Origin of the sequence: Neopusillimonas maritima, from assembly GCF_003576595.1 — a bacterium.
GTDB classification, from domain to species: Bacteria; Pseudomonadota; Gammaproteobacteria; order Burkholderiales; family Burkholderiaceae_B; genus Neopusillimonas; species Neopusillimonas maritima.
Genome location: NZ_NQOU01000001.1, coordinates 1 through 23,391, shown reverse-complemented (window position 1 = coordinate 23,391; position 23,391 = coordinate 1). Strand labels below are relative to the sequence as shown.

24 protein-coding genes are annotated in these 23,391 nt (G+C 51.3%); 20 read left to right on the top strand and 4 right to left on the bottom strand.

What is annotated here, in order from left to right:
• Position 1: 1 nt before the first annotated feature.
• Positions 2-982, bottom strand: a complete 981-nt coding sequence (locus tag CJO09_RS00120; protein WP_119440575.1) for a homoserine kinase — start codon at positions 980-982, stop codon at positions 2-4.
• A 107-nt stretch (positions 983-1,089) separates the two neighbouring features.
• Between CJO09_RS00120 and dusA the strand changes: the two genes are divergently transcribed.
• A complete protein-coding gene (dusA, locus tag CJO09_RS00115; RefSeq protein WP_281270714.1) occupies positions 1,090-2,124 on the top strand; it encodes a tRNA dihydrouridine(20/20a) synthase DusA in 1,035 nt (344 codons plus the stop codon).
• On the opposite strand, the gene CJO09_RS00110 is transcribed toward dusA, so the two are convergent.
• Both CJO09_RS00110 and CJO09_RS00105 read right to left on the bottom strand, forming a co-directional pair.
• Positions 2,114-2,593 (bottom strand): CBS domain-containing protein, encoded by a 480-nt coding sequence (locus tag CJO09_RS00110; protein WP_114420707.1) that lies wholly within the window; start codon positions 2,591-2,593, stop codon positions 2,114-2,116. The two genes, dusA and CJO09_RS00110, sit on opposite strands and share 11 nt — an antisense overlap.
• Complete coding sequence (locus CJO09_RS00105) at positions 2,586-3,932, bottom strand: YihY family inner membrane protein (RefSeq protein ID WP_119440573.1); 1,347 nt, start codon at positions 3,930-3,932, stop codon at positions 2,586-2,588. The genes CJO09_RS00110 and CJO09_RS00105 overlap by 8 nt, the downstream gene beginning before the upstream one ends.
• A gap of 52 nt (positions 3,933-3,984) precedes the next feature.
• Between CJO09_RS00105 and CJO09_RS00100 the strand changes: the two genes are divergently transcribed.
• The 11 genes from CJO09_RS00100 to CJO09_RS00050 all read left to right on the top strand — a co-directional run bounded on the left by CJO09_RS00100 (position 3,985) and on the right by CJO09_RS00050 (position 15,798).
• On the top strand, positions 3,985-4,380 hold the full coding sequence (locus CJO09_RS00100; RefSeq protein WP_119440572.1) for a DUF2069 domain-containing protein: 396 nt from the start codon (positions 3,985-3,987) through the stop codon (positions 4,378-4,380).
• Complete coding sequence (locus CJO09_RS00095; RefSeq protein WP_119440571.1) at positions 4,377-5,861, top strand: protein adenylyltransferase SelO; 1,485 nt, start codon at positions 4,377-4,379, stop codon at positions 5,859-5,861. The genes CJO09_RS00100 and CJO09_RS00095 overlap by 4 nt, the downstream gene beginning before the upstream one ends.
• A gap of 48 nt (positions 5,862-5,909) precedes the next feature.
• A complete protein-coding gene (gene aroC, locus CJO09_RS00090; protein WP_119440570.1) occupies positions 5,910-6,968 on the top strand; it encodes a chorismate synthase in 1,059 nt (352 codons plus the stop codon).
• A 65-nt stretch (positions 6,969-7,033) separates the two neighbouring features.
• The gene (locus tag CJO09_RS00085; RefSeq protein WP_119440569.1) at positions 7,034-7,867 is read left to right on the top strand and encodes a M48 family metallopeptidase; all 834 of its coding nucleotides are present in this window, start codon (positions 7,034-7,036) and stop codon (positions 7,865-7,867) included.
• Between the two features lie 117 nt (positions 7,868-7,984).
• Positions 7,985-9,388, top strand: coding sequence for a 3-isopropylmalate dehydratase large subunit (gene leuC / locus CJO09_RS00080; RefSeq protein WP_119440568.1), 1,404 nt, complete (start codon positions 7,985-7,987; stop codon positions 9,386-9,388).
• Between the two features lie 10 nt (positions 9,389-9,398).
• The gene (leuD, locus tag CJO09_RS00075) at positions 9,399-10,046 is read left to right on the top strand and encodes a 3-isopropylmalate dehydratase small subunit (protein ID WP_119440567.1); all 648 of its coding nucleotides are present in this window, start codon (positions 9,399-9,401) and stop codon (positions 10,044-10,046) included.
• A gap of 65 nt (positions 10,047-10,111) precedes the next feature.
• Positions 10,112-11,188: a 3-isopropylmalate dehydrogenase gene (leuB, locus tag CJO09_RS00070; protein WP_119440566.1), complete on the top strand. Its 1,077-nt coding sequence runs from the start codon at positions 10,112-10,114 to the stop codon at positions 11,186-11,188.
• A gap of 32 nt (positions 11,189-11,220) precedes the next feature.
• Positions 11,221-12,351: an aspartate-semialdehyde dehydrogenase gene (gene asd / locus CJO09_RS00065; RefSeq protein ID WP_114420716.1), complete on the top strand. Its 1,131-nt coding sequence runs from the start codon at positions 11,221-11,223 to the stop codon at positions 12,349-12,351.
• Between the two features lies 1 nt (position 12,352).
• A complete protein-coding gene (locus CJO09_RS00060; RefSeq protein ID WP_119440565.1) occupies positions 12,353-14,146 on the top strand; it encodes a FimV/HubP family polar landmark protein in 1,794 nt (597 codons plus the stop codon).
• A gap of 3 nt (positions 14,147-14,149) precedes the next feature.
• On the top strand, positions 14,150-14,953 hold the full coding sequence (gene truA / locus CJO09_RS00055; RefSeq protein ID WP_119440564.1) for a tRNA pseudouridine(38-40) synthase TruA: 804 nt from the start codon (positions 14,150-14,152) through the stop codon (positions 14,951-14,953).
• Positions 14,954-15,153: 200 nt separating this feature from the next.
• Positions 15,154-15,798 carry a phosphoribosylanthranilate isomerase gene (locus CJO09_RS00050; protein WP_119441315.1) on the top strand — a complete coding sequence of 215 codons (645 nt, stop codon included), beginning with the start codon at positions 15,154-15,156 and terminating at the stop codon, positions 15,796-15,798.
• Here CJO09_RS00050 and CJO09_RS00045 read toward each other — a convergent pair.
• Positions 15,770-16,729: a LysR family transcriptional regulator gene (locus CJO09_RS00045; protein WP_119440563.1), complete on the bottom strand. Its 960-nt coding sequence runs from the start codon at positions 16,727-16,729 to the stop codon at positions 15,770-15,772. The genes CJO09_RS00050 and CJO09_RS00045 overlap by 29 nt on opposite strands.
• 200 nt (positions 16,730-16,929) lie before the next feature.
• On the opposite strand from CJO09_RS00045, the gene CJO09_RS00040 reads away from it, so the two are divergent.
• From CJO09_RS00040 to CJO09_RS00005, 8 genes are all read left to right on the top strand, one after another.
• On the top strand, positions 16,930-17,823 hold the full coding sequence (locus tag CJO09_RS00040) for a beta-keto acid cleavage family enzyme (RefSeq protein ID WP_119440562.1): 894 nt from the start codon (positions 16,930-16,932) through the stop codon (positions 17,821-17,823).
• 83 nt (positions 17,824-17,906) lie between these two features.
• Positions 17,907-18,464 carry a cupin domain-containing protein gene (locus CJO09_RS00035; protein ID WP_114420722.1) on the top strand — a complete coding sequence of 186 codons (558 nt, stop codon included), beginning with the start codon at positions 17,907-17,909 and terminating at the stop codon, positions 18,462-18,464.
• 37 nt (positions 18,465-18,501) lie between these two features.
• A complete protein-coding gene (locus CJO09_RS00030; RefSeq protein WP_114420723.1) occupies positions 18,502-19,668 on the top strand; it encodes an ABC transporter substrate-binding protein in 1,167 nt (388 codons plus the stop codon).
• 6 nt (positions 19,669-19,674) lie between these two features.
• Positions 19,675-20,601, top strand: a complete 927-nt coding sequence (locus tag CJO09_RS00025) for a branched-chain amino acid ABC transporter permease (RefSeq protein WP_119440561.1) — start codon at positions 19,675-19,677, stop codon at positions 20,599-20,601.
• Positions 20,602-20,609: 8 nt separating this feature from the next.
• Positions 20,610-21,587 (top strand): branched-chain amino acid ABC transporter permease, encoded by a 978-nt coding sequence (locus CJO09_RS00020; protein WP_245961188.1) that lies wholly within the window; start codon positions 20,610-20,612, stop codon positions 21,585-21,587.
• Positions 21,584-22,342, top strand: a complete 759-nt coding sequence (locus CJO09_RS00015) for an ABC transporter ATP-binding protein (RefSeq protein WP_119440560.1) — start codon at positions 21,584-21,586, stop codon at positions 22,340-22,342. Before CJO09_RS00020 ends, CJO09_RS00015 begins: the two co-directional genes overlap by 4 nt.
• The gene (locus CJO09_RS00010) at positions 22,339-23,052 is read left to right on the top strand and encodes an ABC transporter ATP-binding protein (RefSeq protein WP_119440559.1); all 714 of its coding nucleotides are present in this window, start codon (positions 22,339-22,341) and stop codon (positions 23,050-23,052) included. The genes CJO09_RS00015 and CJO09_RS00010 overlap by 4 nt, the downstream gene beginning before the upstream one ends.
• A 103-nt stretch (positions 23,053-23,155) precedes the next feature.
• Positions 23,156-23,391, top strand: a 236-nt coding sequence (locus tag CJO09_RS00005) for an NAD(P)-binding protein (protein WP_158582687.1), incomplete at its 3' end; no start/stop codon positions are given.

Below are 23,391 nucleotides of genomic sequence, written 5' to 3'. Positions count from 1 at the left end.
GTTACGTTGTTACTTTAGGTAGTTCTGGGTTATTGCCGTTGCGCCGGGCCTGAAGCACGATTTCGAAATGGCGTGGGTCGTGTGGCTTGAGTGTCTGTGCAGGTCGGGGCAGAAAATAATCGTATAGGCGTGACACCCAAAAACGTAATGCAGCCGCCTGGAGAACGAGTGGCCAAGCGTGTTGTTCCGCTTCAGTGAATGGTCGAATTTCGGCGTAGGCCTGCAACCAGGCCGTTGTTTTTCCCATATCAAATTCACCGGTATTGCGGTGTATGCACCAGTCATTGATGCTTACTGCCACATCAAAGAGCCATGTGTCGCAACCGGCAAAGTAAAAATCGATCAGGCCGCCCATTCGAGGTTGTTCATATGTGCCATCGAATAGCACGTTGTCGCGAAACAAGTCGCAATGTGCCGGACCATAAGGAAGGCTTTGATAAAGCTCAGTTTGGGCAAATTCTGATTGTTCTTTTAATACGGTTTGAATAAGCGTGTTTTGTACCGGTGTTAGAAAAGTGAGCAGTTTGGGAATGGTTTCCTGCCACCACGATAGCCCCCTTAAATTGGGTTGGTGCATGGGAAATGAAGCACCTGCTAAATGTGTTTGCGCCAATGTTTGGCCGGCCAATCTGCAATGGCGCTCGCTGGGGTCGGGCTCGTAGCCGCCGGACAGGCGCGTTACGATTGCGCAGGGCTTGCCGTGCAGCGTCGTTAAACGCCGCCCTTGCTTGCTGGTTTGCGGCTCCGGTACGGGAATATGGCGTTCGGCCAAATGGTGCATCAGTTCGATATAAAACGGCAACTGTTCAAAGGTAAGTACTTCAAACACGGTAAGAACATATTCCCCGCCTGTGGTGCTCAGAAAATAATTGGTGTTTTCGATTCCGGCGGTAATTCCTCGAAGAGAAACCAGCTTACCCAAGTTGAACTGGGTTAATAATGTTTCTGCATCGGCTTCGGATACGGGGGTAAATACGGCCATGTCACCACGAATAATTCAGACATAAAGGTCTGATTTTAGACTACGGCGCAAGATCGTGTAGAGATGTCCGCGTTAAAATGCTCAGACAAAGTTATTTAAGGTGTGGTGTGCAGGCTTCAGCCCAAGAAAACCCGTTTAGTCCGACCCATTTTCGCGCAGGTAGCGAAGGTTGGCGTGTTTGTGTCGCTCCCATGATCGACGTGACTGATCGTCATTGCCGGTATTTCCATCGTTTACTGGCTCCGCACGTACGTCTTTACACGGAAATGATTACAACGGGTGCAATTGAACATGGCAACCGATCGCGTTTGCTGGATTTTAATGTCATCGAACACCCCGTAGCCTTGCAGCTTGGCGGCAGTGAGCCGGCGGCGTTAGGGGCTGCTGCACAAGTTGGCCAAGAGTGGGGGTACGATGAAATCAATTTGAATTGCGGCTGCCCATCGGAACGGGTGCAAAAAGGAGCGTTTGGTGCCTGTCTAATGGCCGAAGCACAACTGGTGGCCGATTGCGTCAAAGCAATGCAGGATGCCGTAACCGTTCCGGTTACCGTTAAACACCGTTTGGGGCTCGATTACGACGAGTCTTACGGTATGGTGCGTGATTTCGTAGGGACTTTGCACCAGGCAGGATGCCGCGTGTTTATCGTGCATGCCCGCAATGCGGTATTGAAGGGTCTGAGCCCGAAAGACAACCGTGAAATACCGCCTTTGCGTTACAACGTGGCTGAACTGTTGCGCAATGATTTTCCCGACGCTGTTTTTGTGCTGAATGGAGGAATCGCCGAAGTTGATCAGGCGGTTACGTTATTGCATCGGTTTGACGGCGTGATGTTAGGCAGGGCTGCCTGGCATGATCCGGCCGTGCTGTCGGCGCTCTCAAGGCGTTTGTGGCCGCAAAGCCTGGTATCAGACGAGGCGCAAGTGCTGCAAAATATGGTTGATTATGCCGCTGAACAGGTCCGGCAAGGAGTCCCTTTGCGTATGGTGGTGCGTCCTATGCTGGGTTGGCTATCCGGCCGCCCGGGGGCCAGACGCTGGCGTCAAATGTTGTCGGATCCTGCGCATTTGAATGAGCAGGATCCCATGTTAATTACCCGAGCCTACGAACAAGTGGCCGGTCATCGTTCCGTTAGTGTTTAGGTGGCCTGGTGCTGTTGTTTTCTTCGTCTAGTTCGGTTGGCCAGTCTCGAATATAGGCCTTCAGCATGTTGTTTTCGAAACGCTGTGCGGCCACAATGGCTTGTGCCATGTCGTAGAACGAAATGACGCCCAGCAGAACAGGGCCATCCATGACAGGCATGTAGCGTGCATGTTTGTCGAGCATGAGCCGTTGTACTTCTTCGGCGCTGGTGTTGGGTGTGACGCTAACGGGCGCATCGTCCATAATGCTGCGAATCGTGAAGTCGCCTGTGGCGCCATGGTTGCCATGTAAGTGGCGAATAATTTCGCGGAAGGTCACCATGCCAACCAGTTCGCCGTGTTCCATAATAACCAGCGACCCAATATCTTGTTCGGCCATGGTTTCAAGCGCTTGTTTAATGGGTGTTTCCGGCGTAGCGGTGTAAAGCGTGTGGCCTTTAACCCGCAGTATTTCACTAACTTTAAGCATGATGCGTCTCCCCAGACTTCGGTGTGGTTTCTTTATTCTCCAACAATTCGGGCGTTTCCGATAGCGGGATTGTTTCGTTGAACAAGTCTTCCAGCGTTATGTTGGGGCAATCTGACAAAGCGTGTGCCAACGCTTTGAGCAGGAAAGGATCTTCCTGTAATTCGGGCTGATGCCGGTCCAGAAGGAATTGGTCGATCAAGGTCGATAATTTTGCTTCGCGAATGTCGCACGCTAATACCCAGTGATCCATGCCTTTTTCCTGGGTTGGCACGACAATACCCAACTGTTTAAGGGCGCGCAGTACCGAGAGCAGTTCGTTGGCGTGCAGGCGCATGTGGGCGCCCAAAAAACGCGTGCTGCGCCCTGGGTTCGGTGTGTTTTGTGTACTGCGCAAAAGGCGCAGGATGCGCACTGCGTCAATGAAAGCTGCACCCGTCTTGCGTTTCTCGGCCCATCGACGTAACCGTAGTGAGGGCAACGTGGCGGCCACAGTGGCCCCAAATAAGATCGCCAGCCACGATAAGTAAATCCACAGCAGGAAGATAGGTAGGGTGGCAAACGCGCCGTAAATAACGGTGTAAGAGGGAAATTGCGTGATGTAGTAGGCAAACCCGGCTTTCATTATTTCGAGCACAATAGCGGTGCCGAACCCACCCGCCAATGCGTCTCGCCAAAATACATGGCGGTTGGGTACGAAAACGAACAGTGCACTGAAAGCGAGCCCGGTAATAACAACCGGAATGACCGACAGTGCAATTCGCATGGAGCTGGCAATATGCCCGACGTCGAATGCCGATTGCTGGGCCAGGTACGACGTAGCCCACAAGCTGGCGCCTGCCAGAATGGGGCCGGCCGAGATAATGGCCCAGTACACCAGAATGCGTTGCGGCAAAGGACGCTGCTGCTCAACCTGCCAAATATCATTCAGAACGGTATCGATGGTCATGATCAGCATGATCGACACTACCAGCAGAAATACGGTACCGATGGCGGTGAGCCCCGAGGCCTGTTCGGCAAACATATTCAAATACCGCATAACCGTATCGGATACGGTGGGGGGCATCAGGCTGTTCACCAGGAAGTTTTCCAGTGCTTCGCGAAATTCGGCAAACAGTGGGAAGGCGGTGAACAAAGAAAGGAAAACCGCCAGCATGGGTACCAGAGCCAGCACCGTGGTGAAGGTCAGGCTTGAGGCGACCTGGGTAAGCTTTTTATCTTTCGCATGAGCCGCTGCATACGCCAGTACTTTTGCCGCATCATGCCATTTTCGCTTCAATTTGGCCTTGGTGGTGGTAGTTTCTTCATCGCGATCAGTGGGTTGCGGCGACTTTGCACTCATTGATATCGTGGACTCTCGAGACGTGGCTTGGCATTCGGGTAATAATACCAGTATGAACGTTCAATTAAATCCTTACTTGCGGTATACGGCTTCGGCTTCCTTGATCGGCTTGATTGCATTGGGTCTGGCGTGGGAATTGTTTTGGGCGCCGCTGCGCCCGGGTGGTTCTTTATTGGTGTTGAAGGTCTTGCCCTTATTGTTGCCTTTGCGCGGTGTTTTGAAAGGTAATGTTTACACCATGCAATGGGCCAGCATGTTGATTCTTCTGTATTTTATGGAAGGCGTGGTTCGGGCTTATTCCGACCCGAATGCCATGTCGGCAATGCTTGCCGGCGTGGAAATCGTTTTGTCGTTTGTTTTTTACGTTTGCGCCTTAATGTATTTGCGCCCGGCGAAGAAAGCAGCACAGGCGGCCAAAAAAGCAGCTAAAGCAAGGGAGGCGAAATGAGCATTAATCCGTTTGGGCATTTGCACATTGAAAATTCGTTTGCCGATGATCTGCCGGCGCGTTTTTATACTCGCCTTGAAACGCAACCCTTAACGAATCCAAGGCTGTTGCATGTAAACAAGGATGTTGCGCATGCGCTCGGCCTGCGGGAGCCAGACCTCGAAAGCCCGACGTTTCTCGAGGTGGTTTCGGGTTCGGAGCCTTTACCCGGCGGGCAAACCTTGGCTGCCGTTTATAGCGGGCATCAGTTTGGTGTTTGGGCTGGGCAGTTGGGCGATGGTCGCGCGCACCTGTTGGGGGAAATTTCAACCGATGCAGGCCCTCAGGAGTTGCAGTTGAAAGGGTCAGGGTTAACGCCGTATTCACGCATGGGTGACGGCCGTGCCGTTGTGCGCTCCTCGGTGCGCGAATATCTTGCCGGAGAGGCAATGGCCGGCCTGGGCATCCCTACCACCCGGGCGTTGTCGCTGGTGGTGGCCGACGATCCGGTCTATCGGGAAACACAGGAAGCTGCGGCCGTGGTTACCCGGGTGGCGCCTTCCTTCGTACGTTTCGGCACGTTCGAGCATTGGGCGCAAGATCCAGACAGCCTGAAATTGTTGCTGCGCTATGTTGTGCCGCGGTTTTACCCGCAGTGTCTGGCTGCCCAAGAGTCGGCCCAGTCCGACTTAAGTCGCGACACTATTTTGCGATTTTTAAAAGAAGTTGTGGTGAAGTCGGCGCGTTTGGTGGCCGATTGGCAAACGTGTGGTTTTTGTCATGGCGTAATGAACACCGACAATATGTCGATTTTGGGCATTACGCTCGATTACGGGCCTTATGGGTTTATGGATGGCTTCCGTATAAACCACGTTTGCAACCACACCGATACGCATGGTCGCTACGCCTGGAATGTGCAGCCGGCGGTTATGCACTGGAACCTGTATCGCCTGGCCAGCAGTTTAACGGCATTGGGTCTGGAGTCCGACGAGTTGAAAACGCAGTTACAGGTGTTTGAGGGCGCTTTTCTGCAGGCTTATCAGGGAAATCTTGTGCGCAAATTCGGTTGGCTGTCCTGGCACGAGCAAGACCAGGACTTGGTGGATGAGTGGTGGCGGTTATTACATACTCAATCGGCCGATTTCACGCTCAGTTTTCGTCGCTTGGCGACGGCCCTCGATCAGCCGGAGTCCTTTTTTGCGCTCTTCGACGAGCCGGCTCCGGCGCGCGAGTGGCTGGAACAATACAGGCAACGCGTGCAGTTTGATGGACGGAGCGAAGCCGACCGGGTGACTCAAATGTTGTCTGCGAATCCGCTTTATGTGTTGCGCAACCATTTGGCGCAGCAAGCGATTGATGCGGCCGAGAAAGATGATGCTTCTGTTATTGATGCCTTAATGACCGTATTGCGCGACCCGTATACAGAACGGGCGGGGTTTGAGGCCTATGCGCAGGCAGCCCCCGAGTGGGCCCGGCACCTAGAAGTAAGCTGCTCCTCTTAATGCGATAATCACGCTTTGGTGTGTTTATTATTTTCGTGACTGGACATTATGTCGGGCAATACTCTTGGAAAACTGTTTTGTGTTTCAAACTTTGGTGAGTCGCATGGCCCGGCCATTGGTGCCGTTGTCGATGGCTGTCCTCCCGGTTTGCCATTGTCGGAGGCGGATATACAGGCGGAACTGGATCGCCGCAGGCCCGGCACGTCGCGCCATGTTACCCAGCGCAAAGAGCCGGACACGGTTGAGATATTGTCGGGTGTGTATAACGGAATAACAACCGGAACGCCAATAGGCCTGCTTATTCGTAACACCGATGCACGCAGTAAAGACTACAGCAATATCGAGGACACATTTCGGCCCGGGCATGCCGATTACGCCTATTGGCGCAAGTATGCACATCGTGATCCACGAGGCGGCGGCCGTTCCTCCGCCCGGCTTACCGCTCCAACAGTTGCCGCCGGTGCCATTGCAAAGAAATGGCTGGCACAAACATTCGGTGTTCAAATTCGCGGTTACATGAGTCAATTGGGCGAAATTCCCATTCCTTTTGTTAATTGGGAGATGGTGGGGCAGAACCCGTTTTTCGCGCCTAATGCGGGCATTGTTCCGGAACTTGAGGCTTATATGGATCAATTGCGGCGCGATGGTGACTCCATTGGAGCGCGTATTGAAGTCGTGGCTGAAAAGGTACCAGCCGGCTGGGGCGAACCCATTTATGATCGCCTTGATGCCGATATCGCCCATGCCATGATGGGGTTGAATGCAGTGAAAGGGGTGTCGATTGGCGCCGGCTTCGACGCTGTTGCACAACGTGGCTCTGAACACGGGGACGAAATTACGCCCGAAGGTTTTGTTGGTAATAACGCCGGCGGTGTGCTGGGCGGTGTTTCGTCGGGCCAGCCGCTAACCGTTTCCCTGGCAATTAAGCCAACTTCCAGTATTCGGGTAATGCGGCGTTCAGTGAATCGCGCCAATGAGCCCGTTGAGGTTCAAACCTTGGGGCGTCACGACCCTTGTGTGGGTATCCGCGCGACGCCAATTGCAGAGGCGTTATTGGCAGTGGTGTTAATGGATCATGCGTTGCGACACCGCGCGCAATGCGGTTAAGTCATGATGGCGTAGCCAATCAGGCACGTTTATGTAGTAACGAAAGTTCGGATCAGGAGTTCACCATGGGCAAATTGAAATTCAACCGTATTTTCAGTGCCGGCGCACTGGCTACCACTTTAGTGGTTTCAGGGTGTGCCAGTGTGCAAACAACGCAGTCTGGCGCAGTGGGCGTTGAGCGTCAGCAGTATATGTCAGGGCTGGTCTCTGAACAGGCTTTGCAGCAAGAGGCGGCGCAGCAATACAACAGTTTGTTGTCACAAGCCAGGGCACAAGGGAAACTCGACACTAATGCCGCCCAAACACGTCGGGTTCAAAATATTGCTCAACGCCTGATTGCTCAAGCCGGGGTGTTTCGTCCCGATGCCGCCCAATGGAACTGGGAAGTTCATGTGTTGAATGATAATCAGGTGAATGCATGGTGTATGCCGGGTGGCAAGATTGCGGTTTACAGCGGCCTGATTAATCGATTGAATCCAACTGACGATGAACTTGCTGCCGTTATCGGTCATGAAATTGCTCATGCGTTACGTGAGCACTCGCGTGAACAAGTGTCCCAGCAAATGGCCACGCAATTGGGGTTGTCGGTATTGGCGGCTGTAACGGGTAGTCAGGCTTCAGCCAATTTGGGCAATGCTTTAACCAATGTGATGTTCACCTTGCCCAATAGCCGCACCCACGAAATCGAGGCAGACCGTATTGGGACGGAACTGGCCGCGCGTGCGGGTTATAACCCCAACGCCGCAGTAACCTTGTGGCAAAAAATGGCAGCGCTCGACCGTGGTAACGCGCCACCTGAATTCTTATCGACCCATCCTTCTCCTGACACGCGTATCCAGGATTTACAAGTGATAGCGAATCAAGTGATGCCTTTGTACGAACGCACTCAAGGTCGTTAATCGAAGTGCGCATAGCCTGTTAGTTGCAGTACTAGTATAAATTATCTTCTTGTACTAGCGTAAGAGCTTGGCATAATAGGCTTATCGTTTCTTTTTCGATTCTCAGAGAGCACTATTATGGCTGAAACCCTTTACGACAAACTTTGGAATGCCCACGTCGTGCATCAGGAGTCCGATGGCACCTGTTTGCTTTATATCGACCGACAACTGTTGCACGAAGTAACCAGCCCTCAGGCTTTTGAGGGGCTGGCGTTGGCTGGGCGAAAACCATGGCGGATCAGTGCCAATTTGGCGGTTGCCGATCACAATGTACCTACGACAGCGCGCGATCAGGGCATCCAGGATGAAATTTCCCGCATCCAGGTCGAGACGTTGGATAACAATTGCGAGAAATACGGTATTACCGAATTTCGCATGAACGACATGCGTCAAGGCATTGTGCACGTCATCGGGCCGGAGCAGGGGGCGACATTGCCCGGGATGACGGTGGTGTGCGGTGATTCCCACACCAGTACTCATGGTGCAGTGGCGGCTTTGGCATTCGGTATCGGCACATCCGAAGTTGAACACGCCATGGCCACCCAAACCTTGCTCATGAAAAAGAGCAAGAACATGTTGATTGAAGTCGATGGTGAATTGCCCTTCGGCTGTTCAGCCAAAGACTTGGTGTTGTATATCATCGGCGAAATCGGTACAGCAGGTGCAACCGGCTATGCCATTGAGTTCGCGGGTAGTGCGGTACGAAATCTGTCGATTGAAGGTCGCATGACCATGTGTAATATGGCCATCGAGGCAGGTGCACGGTCGGGCATGGTGGCGGTCGATGATAAAACCGTTGAGTACTTCCGTAATCGGCCCTATTCGCCCACCGGGGAAATGTGGGATCAAGCCGTTGAATATTGGCGTACCCTGCATTCCGACGAGGGTGCGCACTTTGATCGTGTGATCAAATTGAATGCCGCCGATGTGCAGCCCCAGGTGACATGGGGTACGTCGCCTGAAATGGTGGTTTCTGTATCAGGCAGGGTACCGGATCCCGCCCTGGAAAAAGACCCCGTGAAGCGCAGCGGTATGGAAGGTGCGTTGAAGTATATGGGTCTTGAGCCCAATACTCCTATGACGGAAATCAAACCAGATCGGGTGTTCATCGGATCCTGTACTAATTCGCGTATTGAAGACATGCGTGCTGCGGCGGCGGTCGTTAAAGGCAAGAAAGTTGCAGCGAACATCAAACAGGCCATGGTCGTGCCGGGTTCGGGCTTGGTCAAGCGTCAGGCTGAAAAAGAAGGTTTGGACAAAATTTTTCTTGAGGCAGGCTTCGAATGGCGTGAGCCGGGTTGCTCTATGTGTCTGGCCATGAATGCCGATCGTCTTGAGCCTGGCGAGCGCGGTGCGTCGACATCAAACCGCAATTTTGAAGGCCGGCAGGGTCAGGGTGGGCGATCACATCTGGTTAGCCCCGCGATGGCAGCAGCAGCAGCGGTGGCCGGTCATTTTGTCGACGTTCGTCAATTCAGTTAAGGAGTAGATCATGGAAGCTTTTACCACTCATAAGGGCCTGGTTGCGCCGCTTGATCGTGAAAACGTTGACACCGATTTGATCATGCCCAAGCAGTTTTTGAAGTCGATCAAAAGAACCGGGTTCGGCCCGAATTTGTTTGATACCTTGCGTTATCTCGACGTAGGTGAGCCGGGAATGGACAACTCGAAGCGCCCGTTGAATCCGGATTTTTCCCTGAACCAGCCGCGTTATCAGGGCGCTTCAGTTTTACTGACGCGCAAAAATTTTGGTTGTGGCTCCAGCCGTGAGCATGCGCCCTGGGCTTTGCTGCAGTTTGGTTTCAGGGCCATTATTGCTCCCTCGTATGCCGACATTTTTTTTAATAACTGCTTCAAAAATGGTTTGTTGCCTATTGTGCAACCGGAAGAGGTCGTATCCGAGCTATTCCGTGAAATGGAGGCAACGCCAGGCTATGAGCTAACTGTCGACCTTGACGCGCAAACCATTACAAAGCCGAATGGTGATGTGTTGAAGTTTGACGTTGAGCCTTTCCGTAAACATTGTTTGCTGAACGGGCTGGACGACATCGCCACGACATTACAGAAAGCCGACAAAATTCGTGCTTTCGAAGCCGATCGTCTTGCGCGTTTCCCGTGGCTTGAAGGTCTGCCCGGCTAAATGGTGGGCTTAGGCCCGGCTTTATGATTACGACACATTAAACCAGAACATTCAGAGAACCCAGAATGACCCGAAAGATTGCAGTTTTGCCCGGTGATGGAATCGGCCCGGAAATTATTGATCAGGCTTTGCGCGTCCTAAGTGCGCTGAATCTCGATTTGAGTTTTGAGACACAACCAGTTGGCGGGGCCGCCTATGCGCAGCACGGTCACCCTTTGCCGCCCGCTACGCTGGAATTGGCAAAAAGCGCAGATGCTATTTTGTTCGGTGCGGTAGGCGATTGGAAATACGACTCCCTTCCTCGCGAGCACCGGCCGGAACAGGCTATTCTGGGCTTGCGCAAAGCGTTGGGTTTGTTTGCTAATTTACGTCCGGCGATTTTGTATGAAGAGCTGGCGAACGCGTCTTCGCTTAAACCGGAAGTGGTGGCGGGTTTGGATATTCTGATTGTTCGTGAGCTAACCGGCGATATTTATTTCGGTAGTCCGCGCGGTGTGCGTGAAGCGCCCGATGGTCCTTTCAAGGGGGAGCGTCAAGGGTTTGACACTATGTTGTATACAGAGCCTGAGGTACGTCGCATCGCGCATGTTGGATTTCAGGCGGCGCGCAAACGTAATAAGAAATTATGCAGCGTCGATAAAGCCAATGTATTGGAAACGTCTCAGTTCTGGCGCGATATCGTGATCGACGTCGCGAAATCCTATCCTGATGTTGAGTTAACCCACATGTATGTCGATAACGCGGCAATGCAACTGGTGCGTGCACCCAAGGCATTCGATGTAATCGTGACAGGGAACCTGTTTGGGGACATTTTGTCCGACGAGGCCTCAATGCTTACGGGTTCCATTGGCATGCTGCCTTCGGCTTCCCTGAATGAATCGAACCAGGGTTTATATGAGCCCAGCCACGGTTCGGCCCCTGATATCGCCGGCCAAAATATCGCCAACCCACTGGCGACGATTTTGTCGGCGGCCATGATGCTGCGATATTCGTTGAATGCCGATGACCAGGCAAAGCGAATTGAGGCAGCCGTGCAGTCAGTGTTGAAACAAGGTTTGCGTACGCTCGACATTCACGAGGAAGGCACTACACGTGTTTCTACGTCGGAAATGGGCGATGCGGTGCTTAAGGCGTTAAAATAGCCGCTTGTTTCTTAAATAGACAGTGATTTTTTATGACCCAATCAGTAGGCTTAGTCGGTTGGCGCGGCATGGTGGGCTCAGTGCTCATGCAGCGCATGCGCGATGAAAATGATTTTTCCTTATTCAATCCGGTGTTTTTTTCAACCAGTAACGCAGGTGGAAAAGCACCCGCCTGGGCTGATGGCGCCGGGCCCTTGCAAGATGCGTACGATATCGAGGCACTTAAAAAGCTGCCCGTGATCGTAACGGCTCAAGGCGGAGACTACACCACTAAAGTGCACGGGCAGTTGCGCGATGCGGGCTGGGATGGCGTTTGGATTGATGCCGCCAGCACATTACGCATGGCTGAAGACGCCATTATCGTTCTGGACCCGGTAAATCGGCCTGTTATCGATGCGGCAATGAAGCGAGGTGTAAAGAACTTTGTGGGTGGCAACTGCACGGTAAGTTGCATGCTCATGGGCTTGGCCGGCCTGTTTAACAAAGATCTGGTCGACTGGATGACCAGCATGACATACCAGGCAGCTTCCGGTGGTGGTGCCCAACACATGCGTGAGTTGCTTACGCAGTTTGGCATTATTAATCAATCTGTTAAATCATTACTCGATGATCCCGCTTCGGCCATTTTGGAAATAGATCGCGGCGTGCTTGACGTTCAGAAAGACCCTAACTTGCCTCGTGAGCAATTCCAGGTTCCCTTAGCGGGCAGCCTCATTCCCTGGATTGATCGCGATCTGGGTAATGGCGTGTCTCGTGAAGAATGGAAGGCAGAAGCCGAAACCAATAAAATTCTGGGCCGCGGCGAGGCGTTTGGTACGGAACCAACGCGTATCGATGGTTTGTGCGTCCGTATTGGTGCCATGCGTTGCCATAGTCAGGCATTAACCATTCGCCTGAAGAAAGACGTGCCGCTTGACGAGATATCCGATATTATTCGCGACGGTTCCAAATGGGCTAAAGTTGTGCCCAACGAAAAAGAGGCCACTGTAAACGATCTGACTCCGGTGGCAGTAACGGGCACGCTCGATATTCCGGTGGGGCGTTTGCGCAAAATGTCCATGGGGTCTCAGTACCTGAGTGCCTTTACGGTGGGCGATCAGCTTCTTTGGGGCGCGGCCGAACCATTGCGCCGCATGTTACGTATCACTTTGGGCGAACTGTAATATGAATGATTCTTGTCGCGTAACTGTAAAGCCTTTGGCAGTTCGTTTGGCTTACCTCACGGCATTAGCCTCATTAGCTGTAAGTTCTTCAGTTTATGCGATAAGTTTCGGTCATTCGCGTTTACTGTCCCCGGTGGGTCAGCCCCTGCAGATTCAGGTACCGGTGCACGCGTTAACCGACCAGGAGCGTAACTCCTTGGTGGTTTCCGTGGCGGCCGCGCCGGCCTGGGAGCAGGCGGGTTTGACGCCGCCGGTTGACCCGGCAACGATGCAAGTTGCCGTGGTTGACGGCGTTAGGGCCGGGTCAAAGCTCATTACCGTCCGTTCCAGTCAACCGCTTTCTTCGAACGTGGCAGATTTGCTGTTGGCGGTGCGTTCTTCATCCGGTCAGATGCAACATCAGGTTAGTTTGTTGGCTCCCGCCGATCTCGAAGTGGCACGTGCGAGTGGCGGCGTAACGGCTTCTGGTTCCGGGGCAGTGGGTACGCCGGGTAATGCTGCGGCCACATCCATTCAAATTCGTCGCGGTGATACTTTGTTTGCCCTGGCGCGTCGCCATGCCGTTCCAGGTATCAGCGTATATCAGTGGATGATTGGGGTAATGCAGGCGAATCCGCAGGCGTTCATTAACGATAACGTTAATTTAATCAAGGCGGGCGCAACATTAAATGTGCCGGGCGGGCAGCAGCTTGCGGCTTTGTCCGATCGCGAAGCGCGTGAAATCTTTCAAAAACATGCCACGGCTTTTGCCGAATATCGGCAGCGTTTGGCAGGTGAAGTTGCACGCGCTGAACCTGCCACTGCGCAAGCAACCGATCGCGGCGAGGTCACAGCACCCGAAGTTGGCTCGGCGCCCGCTCCGGCCCCCCAACAACAGGACCGTCTTGTGCTGCAATCAGCGCAAGCATCCACAACTGCGGTAAATTCTCCCTCAGCTAATTCGTCATCGGTGGCGAACTCAGGGGGTCAGAACGGCAGCGGGGGTTCAACTACGCCAGCAAATAGCGGCACGGCCGGCTCAAGCGCAGCGTCGGTGAGTAGCGATGATCAGCTTGCGCTTGAGCGTAATACTGAAGAGGCACGTCAGCGCGTTAATCAACTTGAAGATAACGTAAAGAATTTGAATCAGGCTTTGCAGCAGCAAGGTACCGCTGCCCATCAAGCGATGGTGGACGGTGCAAAAACAGTAGAAGAAACGGTTGAGCAGTTGAAGGAAATGGTTGATGGTGAAATGTCCGGCTCTGATACTGCTTCTGCAAATAACGGGCGTAACGATAATGCGCCGGAAACGGATCAGAATAAGAGTGTGGTGACGTCCGGCAGTGATAGTTCAACCAGCCCCGCCAATGCCGGCACCAGTACTAACTCGGGCATCAACGCCGATGCTAACGCCGACGTCAACGCTAACGCCAGCATCAGTGCCGGCACCAATGCCGGAACCAGCACCTTAACAGAAGGCTCATCAGGGGTATTGGCGGGAAATACTTCTTCCGCTGCCCAAGCCCAGTCCGCCAATAAGCCTTCGGGCACCGAAGCGGCTGCATCTGTTGAAGATGCCAATAAAGACTCCGGTTCACTTTCTACGTGGTTCATGAATAACTTGCTGATTGTCATTAGCGGTGCACTTGCGCTTATTGTTTTGATCGTTGCTTGGTTGCTGCGTCGTGTCGGCGCTGAACGCGACGATGACTCTGATGCCGTTATTACAGAGGAGATGGTGCGTGAGCGTTTGCAAAGCATTAATCTCGATCTCGACGATTCGACGGAAACCGGTCAAACGGAAAAACGCAGATAAGGTATGACTCGACTGGCATTGGGTGTGTCTTACGACGGCTCACCTTGGCGCGGTTGGCAAAGCCAGTCGCATGGCCAAACGGTACAAGATCAATTTCAGCGGGCAGTTCACCAGTTCATCACCGAACCGGTGATGACGGTTTGTTCCGGGCGTACCGACGCAGGCGTTCATGCCCTTGAGCAAGTCGTACACCTTGATACGCCGGTTAATCGCTCGCTTGAATCCTGGACAAGGGCGTTAAACGGTCTGTTGCCGCCGAGTATTTCCGTAAACTGGGTTAAGCCTGTTACCAGCGATTTTCATGCTCGTTTTTCGGCAACAGCCCGCACCTATATTTATGTTGTTCGCAACGATCGCATTCGTTCGCCTTTGGTGCATCGACGGGTGGGTTGGGTTTTTTATCCCTTGAACCTGACACTCATGAAAGAAGCGGCGGCACGCTTGTTAGGTGAACACGATTTCAGCAGCTTTCGGGCGTCCGAGTGTCAGGCAGCCAGCCCGGTACGCGACTTGCAACAGGTCGACATTGAGCAGCACGGTGTTTACTACGTCTTTACGTTTAAGGCTAATGCGTTTTTACACCACATGGTGCGTAACTTAATGGGTACGCTGATTTATGTGGGTTTGCAGCGCATGACGCCCGAATCCGTGACCACTTTGCTTAACGACAAAGATCGTTGTCTGGCGCCACCTACCTTTGCACCCGACGGCTTGTATTTTGCACGGGTCGATTATCCCGATTCATTTAACTTGCCGCAATTATCAGCACAAGAAAACTTCAAGCTGCATTTTGGCTTTCTTGGTTAAAGTTGGGTGTCTTCCAAAAGTTAAACCATGAACTCGTTGCCTCCTATACGACCAGAACAGTCGGTTAGTGGGTGCCAAGCAAATCGCAGCGTTGTTTTGCTTTGACCGGACCAGCGTTTCATTGCTCGTTAAAATAGGGTTTTGGTAGAACCTGAAGGCTGTTGTGAATGGCCGGTGTTATTGGGCAAAAAATGAAGAAAATCCGCACACGCGTGAAAATATGTGGTTTAACCCGGGCTGAAGATGTGAACGCTGCAGTGGCCGCGGGTGCCGATGCCGTCGGTTTGGTTTTTTATCCACCCAGCAGCCGTTATGTATCACCTGAAAACGCTTGCGGTTTGCGCAACCTGGTTCCGGCCATGGTAAGTGTTGTGGCGCTTTTTGTGAACGCTTCAAATGAAGATGTGCAACAAGTCATTGATCAAGTGCAACCCGATATTCTGCAATTTCACGGGGATGAAAGCCCCGACGAGTGTGAGCAGTATGGTCGTCGATATATGAAAGCGTTTCGCGTTGGCGCGCCGGGCTTGGATACTCCGCAGGCGGTATTGGAAACGTGTCGTCGGTATCGCTCCGCCAGTGCCTGGTTGTTCGACAGTTACAGCGCTGGGTACGGCGGTAGCGGCAAGCAGTTTGATCTAGGACTTCTGGAAATGGTTATTGCAACTCCTGAGTCAAGGCCGGTGGTGCTGGCGGGCGGATTGAATGTGGAAACAGTTGGCGCGGCCATTGCGCAGGTGGCACCATTTGCCGTTGATGTTAGTAGTGGAGTGGAGATTTCCGGCGGCGTTAAATGCGCAGGTAAGATTCGGGCGTTTATGCAGGCGGTGGCGCTGAGCCGCTAGCCATTTTAGCTAGTACTCCCAATGGCTCAAGCCCATACCAGTTTTTTTTCTCCACTGCGTTTTGTATTGTTTCAAATAATAGTTTTTTCCCTTCCCGCACGGCTTGGGAGTGTGAACGGGATTGGTTCTCGAAAAGAGACCAGGTGAGATAAATGCGTTTGATGGGGCTCCAGTGTATGGATTGATCCAGAATGCTTGTGCTGACTGCGCATGCAGGCACAACCGTTAAACCAAAACCTTCTTTTGCCAGTTGAAGGCATAAGCTTAGGGTGTCGGTTTCAACTGCACCATTAAATCGAAGCCCTTTTCGGGCGAGCATGTGTTCTATTTGTACCCGAAGCTGGTTGGGGCGACCAGGCAAAATAAGCTTGACTCCATCGAGTTTATTTAGAAAAACCGGGCTGTCGGGGCTGAGTCCTGAGTCTTTCCCTCCGACAATAACCAAAGGTTCCCGGGCCAATGGCGTTTGTTTGAAACCGGTGGGTGGTGCAGTATCAAATGGGATAACGCATAAATCCAATATTCCGGCCAACATCTGTTCGCGCAGGATGTGACTGACGCCTTCGTGAGCACGCAGTTTTATATCCGAGTGGCGCTGTACCAACTGGCTTATGTATTGTGCGGTGAACACCTGATTCCATGAGGGAGGAATACCAATGGAAAGCTGGCCCGCTGCCATCTCGCCGACTTGTTCTTTAATAATGGAAAGTTGTCGTAAAAGTGGTCGTGCCTTGTCGGCAAGTAGCTTTCCTGAATCCGTTAGTTTTACACCCCCTTGTGAGCGTTGAAATAATTTTGTGCCCATTTCCCGCTCAAGTGCCGCAATATGGCGTGATAGGGCCGGCTGGGACACATGAAGGTCGGCGGCTGCTTTGTTGATGCTTCCCAGTTCCGCCACGCGAAGCATATATTCCAGAAGACGAGGTTCCATCGTATTTTGAAGCTCCTTTGCTGATGGTTGCGAACGCACATTTGAAACGTTTGTGTAAAGGCAACTAAACATGAATTGTTTGTTATCCATTATATGAATAATGGCAATGACTGTTTAACATTATTCAAATATCAATGGCTACCATAGAATTCTTTCATTAGCCGCAGGATTGGCTGGCGGCATTGAAAGGAGACAATTCAATGGGTAAACAGAAAGTCATTGTGACAGTTGCGCCGACAGGGGGGATGGCCAGCAAGAAACAGAACCCTAATCTACCAACTCAACCACAGGAAATAGCAGAAGACGTATACCGTTGCTATAACGCAGGGGCGAGTGTCGTTGCATTGCATGCACGTCGTGCCCAGGACGACGAGGCAACGTGTGATCCGGCCGTTTATGGCGAGATGAATACGCTCATTCGTGAAAAGTGCGACATCGTATTGAATAACTCTACAGGCGGTGGCATTAATGGCGATATGGTCCACCAACTTAATAATGGTCTGTGGGAAATTAATTTTGAGCAACGCATAAAAGGGATGCAAGCGCCTGGCGTTGAGATGTGCACACTTGATGCTCAGACAATTTGTGCCAGTTTTGGCGATAAAGAAATCCTGGTACCAACGACTCCAACAAGAATACGTAAGTTGGCTGAAGGCATGATGGAGCGGGGTATCAAACCGGAATGGGAGGTTTTCAGTCTTTCTGACATCGTGCAAGAAGTGAATAAGGCGATCGCGGCGGGATTTGATAAGCCACCGTACTTCATCAACATCGTGCTTGGCGTGAACGCATTCCAAGGTGCCTTGCCCTACACCCCGAAAATACTCCAGCAAATGGTTGATCACCTTCCGAAGGATGTCGTGTTTAACGTTAGTGCTATTGGTGCTGCTCAGTTACCCGCAACGACACAGGCGGTACTGATGGGAGGGCATGTTCGGGTCGGATTGGAAGACAATCTGATGTATGAGCCCGGTGTTCAGGCGACAAATCTTATGTTGGTCGAAAGAATGGTTCGAATTATTCGTGAACTGGGCTGTGAGCCCACGACGCCGACTGAAGCTCGCGAGATTATGGGGCTGCCACCTCTTAAATAATCAGTGTTCAGTATCCGGCCGGGCATCATGATGTGTGAGTGGTGTCGGCTGGTTTTGGGCTTTAAAAAGATAGGAGATAAATTGTGGCAGAACCCACTTTTCGCCCGGTCAGACGAATTGTGACCGGGCATAACGAGGTGGGGCGGTCGGTTGTGCTAACCGATGCCCCTTCGCCTCACACGATGTCGCTGGCCGGGGTGTCGAATTTCGGTGTGACGGATATCTGGAAAACCGAATCGGCGCCGGCCAGTAACGAGGGTGATATTGACCCTTGCAGCTTGCCAATCGTTCTTGCTCCGCCCAAGAGCGGAACAGTTTTTAGGGTTGTAGAGTTTCCGCCCGACAAAGAGTACATCGGCAAATGGAAACGCGAAGCGGCTTTTGCTTCGATGGGAGATTCGGGCGCCGAGGCTTTGGAGGAAGACGCGTCACGTCACGAAATGATGCATACCACGGAGTCAGTCGATTATGCATTTGTGATCGAAGGCGAGATTTGGGCTGTTCTTGATGAGGATGAGGTTTACATGAAAGCGGGAGACGTACTGGTTCAACGCGGTACAAGTCACGCATGGAGTAATCGAAGTGACAAGCCGGCGGTGGTGGGCTTTGTGTTAATTGATGCCTATCCGTTGCAACGGTAAATATGCCGTTAACTTTCAAAAGATAAAGGAGACAAAGATGAAAAAAAACTATTTATTGGCGTGTATCTTAGCCGTATCGTTTTTTGGGCAACAGGCGATGGCCGATGTGAAAATTGGCTTTACCGGGGCGCTTTCTGGGCCGGCAGCAGCTCTAGGGCAGGATCAATATGATGGCTTCATGCTGGCTGTTGAGCAGAACAAAGGAATGTTAGGAGGAGAGGCCGTTGAAGTCATTCGTGAGGATGACCAGGTTAAGCCCGAGATTGGTCTGCAAGCGGCCAGAAAGCTGGTTGATCAGGATAAAGTCGATGCAATCGTTGGGATGGGGTTTACCAATGTGTTGATGGCGATGTTGCCTCCTATTATTGATTCCGGTGTCGTTGCAATCGCCACCAATTCAGGCCCGTTGACACTTTCAGGAGCGGGTTGTCAGCCTAATGTGTTTTCCACCGCTTGGCAAAGCGACGGCCCGGCGGAAGCAATGGGAGTGTACGCACAAGAGAATAATTTCAATAATGTTTATTTGATGGCGCCGAATTATCAAGCCGGTAAGGAAATGTTGGCCGGTTTCAAGCGATTTTATAAGGGAGATGTGGTTGACGAAGTTTATACCCCTTTGTCGCAAACTGATTTTTCGGCTGAGATTACCATGTTGCAAGCATCTTCCCCTGAAGCGGTATTTGTATTCTACCCCGGCGGTTTAGGCATTAATTTTGTGAAACAGATGCGCCAGGCGGGCATGCTGGAAAAAATCCCGGTTTTGTCTGTTTTTACGGTCGATGGTACGACGCTTCCTGCTCTTAAAGGGCTTGCTGATGGTGTGATTGCCGGCGCTATGTGGGATGCCTCGCTTGAAAATGACGCTAGTAAAGAGTTTGTAAAAGCGTATCAGGAAAAATATGGCAGAGTTCCCAGTTTGTATTCAGCGTCTGGCTATGATGCGGCCAATTTGTTGGGTGCTGCGATTGAAAGTGTTGATGGCAAAGTGAGCGATAAGGTGAAGTTTGCCGCCGCGGTGAAAGAGGCAGGATCCAGTTTTCAGTCAGTTAGAGGACCTTTTAAGTTCAACAACAATAATATGCCCATTCAGAATTTTTACGCTTTTCAGGCGGAAAAAACTGACGATGGCGTAATGATGAAACACATCGATACGCCGTTGAAAAATCACAAAGATGCTTATCACAACGAATGTAAGTTGAAGTAGGCGGTTATGACAATTTCGCTTTTGCTTGGCCAGTTGCTGAATGGATTGCAGTATGGTGTCTTGCTATTTCTTTTGGCAGCTGGTCTGACGCTTGTGTTTGGCATTATGAGTTTCGTTAACCTGGCTCATGGTTCGTTATACATGTTGGGTGCGTACGCCGCGGCAGTCGTGGGGGGGCAAACTGGATCGTTTGTATTAAGTGTGTCAGCTGCAGTCATTACGGGGTTAGTTGTTGGCGCTTTCCTGGAGTGGGTGGCGGTCTCCCGTTTGTACCGTAGAGACCATCTTGACCATGTGTTGGCGACATTTGGCTTGATTTTGTTCTTTAACGAACTGGTTAATATCATTTGGGGGCCTCAACCGCTTTACTTGGCCCTTCCTCACTGGTTGTCGGGCACATTTGAACTGCTCGGTTTTTCTTATCCCTTGTATCGACTCGTGATTATTTTTGTAGGTCTACTGGTTGCAATAGGAAGCCAATGGTTGATTCACAGAACGCGTGTTGGAATGTTGATACGTGCGGGGTCCGTTAACCCTCAAATGGTTGGTGCGTTGGGTGTCAATATTCGATTGCTGAACGCGTTTTTATTTGCGCTGGGTGCTGCGCTTGCGGCATTGGCCGGGGCGATGTCAGGCCCAGTGCTAGCGATACAAAGTGGAATGGGCGAACCGGTGCTGATTACCACTCTGGTTGTAATTGTGATTGGAGGTATCGGTTCGGTGCGTGGTGCACTTTACGCAAGTTTGCTTGTTGGCGTCATTGATACATTAGGCCGCACTTTCCTTCCTTTCTATATTCGTGAGTTCGCGAGTCGCGACATAGCCAATGCAGCCGGTCCAGCTTTGGCATCAATGATGGTTTATTTGTTAATGGCATCGGTGTTGATCTGGAGGCCTCAAGGTTTATTTCCAGCTATTGGAGGTGCCCGATGAGGTTTGCCATGCGTTTTTCCGTTTTTTGTTCAGTTGTTGGTTTGTTATTTATTGCCGCCATACCATTGTTATTAGATGCCGAGAATAATACTTTTTGGATGCTTTTTATTGCAAGAGTGTTGATCTATGCAATTGCGGCGACGGCGTTGAATATAGTGTTGGGTTTAGGCGGGTTGGTAAGTTTGGGACATGCATTGTTTTTGGGGATAGGGATGTACAGCGTTGCGTTGTCATCTTATTACGGAATTGAATCAGGCTGGGTTCACCTGCTATTTACATGCTTTTTGTGCTTGGGTATTGGTTTGATGACTGGTCTTGCAAGCATACGAACGTCGGGTATTGCATTCATTATGATCACGCTGGCGTTTGCTCAAATGGGCTATTTCGTTATCGTCAGCTTGAAGCAGTTTGGTGGTGATGATGGGTTGAGCATCGCTCATCACAGTGATTTCTCCGGCCTTGTGCTTGATTCGGTGGCCTCTGTCTATTATGTCGCTTGGTTAGTGTTGGTTGCTTCAGTTTATTGGATATTTAAACTTCGCTCGGCTCCTTTTGGTGTCGTTTTGCGCGCGGGGCGTTTGAACCCCAAACGCGTGATGTCTGTTGGTCTTTCTGTACGGCATTATCAGTTAGCTGCCTATGTAATATCCGCAGTGCTCTGCGGTGTAGCTGGATTGCTTATGGCTAATTTGAATGCTTATGCCTCTCCAAGCAGTATGTCTTGGATGGTCTCTGGTGAGTTGATTGTCATGGTTGTTTTAGGGGGACTTGGAACAGTGGTGGGTCCGGTGTTGGGTGCTGTTGCTTATTTGGGTATTGAGGAGGTCTTTAAGTCTTACACCGAACACTGGATGGCACTTCTTGGTTTGGCGATTTTGGCTGTTGCTTTGGCTGGCAAAGCAGGGATCTTGGGTGTGTTGCGAACGCTTTCTTCGAAATGCTTGCATGCTTCAGGGGTTGTAGGTGTTACGGAGCAGCAAAAATGAAATCGATATTAACTACTGAAAGGTTAACTAAAAAGTATGGCGCCCTTGTTGTAACAGACAACATTTCGATCGACATCAAACAAGGCGAGATTCATGCAATTATCGGCCCTAATGGCGCCGGGAAGACGACTTTAATTAATCAGTTATCAGGCGAATTGGAGCCTCAGGAAGGAGAGGTCTATTTCAATGGTAACAACGTCACGGCTCTGAGTATTAGCAAGCGAGCTCGTGCAGGCCTGGTACGTTCTTATCAGATCACGTCGGTTTTTGATGAGTTGTCTGTGCTAGAGAATGTTGTGTTTTCGTCGTTGGCCTCGCGCAAGCACGCGTATCGTTTTTGGGGCAGTTTGCTTTCGTATAAGCAAGAAGTTGCTTCCGCATTATCTGCACTTGAGCTTACGGGCTTGGCCGCACAAATGGAATTGCCGGCGCATCAGTTAGGCTACGGGCAGCGGCGTCAGCTTGAGTTAGCCATGGCTTTGGCCACCAACCCTAAATTTCTCTTGTTAGACGAGCCGATGGCGGGGATGAGTGTACAGGAGTCAAACGTTGTAGTTGAGTTGCTTAGAAGTTTAAAGCGGCGATACAGCGTGCTTCTGGTTGAGCATGATATGAATGCGGTGTTCGAACTGGCGGATCGCATTAGTGTGCTTGTTTATGGTCGTATTTTGGTTACTGGAACGCCAGATGAAATAAAGGCGAACGAAGAGGTTCGCGCTGTCTATTTGGGTGAAGAGGAGGTCGCGACCTCATGACGTCTCTTCTTTCTGTAAATAGTCTATGCGCGGGTTATGGTGCTGCACAGGTTCTATTTGGTATCGATTTTGCTGCCGATCAGGGGCAGGTTGTATCGCTATTGGGTCGAAATGGTATGGGGCGGTCAACTGTAATCAAATGCTTGTTTGGTTTATTACCAGTGACAAAAGGGGTGATCACTTTCTCTGGTCAGCGCCTTGATCGCATGCCATCCTACCGCAGGGCGCAAATGGGTCTTGGTTTTGTTCCAGAGGGTCGCCAGGTTTTTCCTAATTTAACTGTGGAAGAAAATTTGATCGCGACCGCGCGTTCGTCAAAAAACGCCAAGCTTGAGCCATGGACGCTTAATCGTATTTATCAATTTTTTCCCCGACTTGAAGAACGAAAATCCAATTTCGGTTCTCAGCTTTCAGGTGGAGAACAACAAATGCTGGCGATTGGCCGGGCCTTGTTAACCAACCCTCGACTATTAATACTGGATGAGGCTACAGAAGGTCTTGCGCCGTTAATTAGGGCGGAAATATGGGCTGTCTTGACAAGGCTTAAGTACGAAGGGCTTTCGATGATTGTTGTGGATAAAAACATAAGTGCTTTGCTTGAGTTGGCCGATCAGCACTACGTGATCGAGAAAGGTGTGGTTGTCTGGAACGGTGGTTCGTCTTCTTTGCGCTCCGATTCGCAATTAGTTCAGTCGTACTTGGGCGTCTGATTTCCTGTATTGCATGCACAGCATGGTAATGAAATAGATATAAAAGGGCTTGAAGACAGCCCTTGAATTAATCACGCAATTTTTAGCAAAGGGAGACTTTAGCGTGAAAGTAAATATTTTGGGCGGTGGCCCTGCTGGTTTATACGCTGCTTACCGAATTCGTCGTGACCTGCCCAACTCTGAAGTCCAGGTCTTCGAGCAAAACGATGCGCACACGACCTTTGGTTTTGGGGTAGTGTTCTCCGATAAAGCGCTCGAATTTTTGCGAGCCGGCGATTCGGAAACGCTTGATTTGATTACCGCCGGCCTGGAAAGCTGGAGCGATATCGAAATTAATAT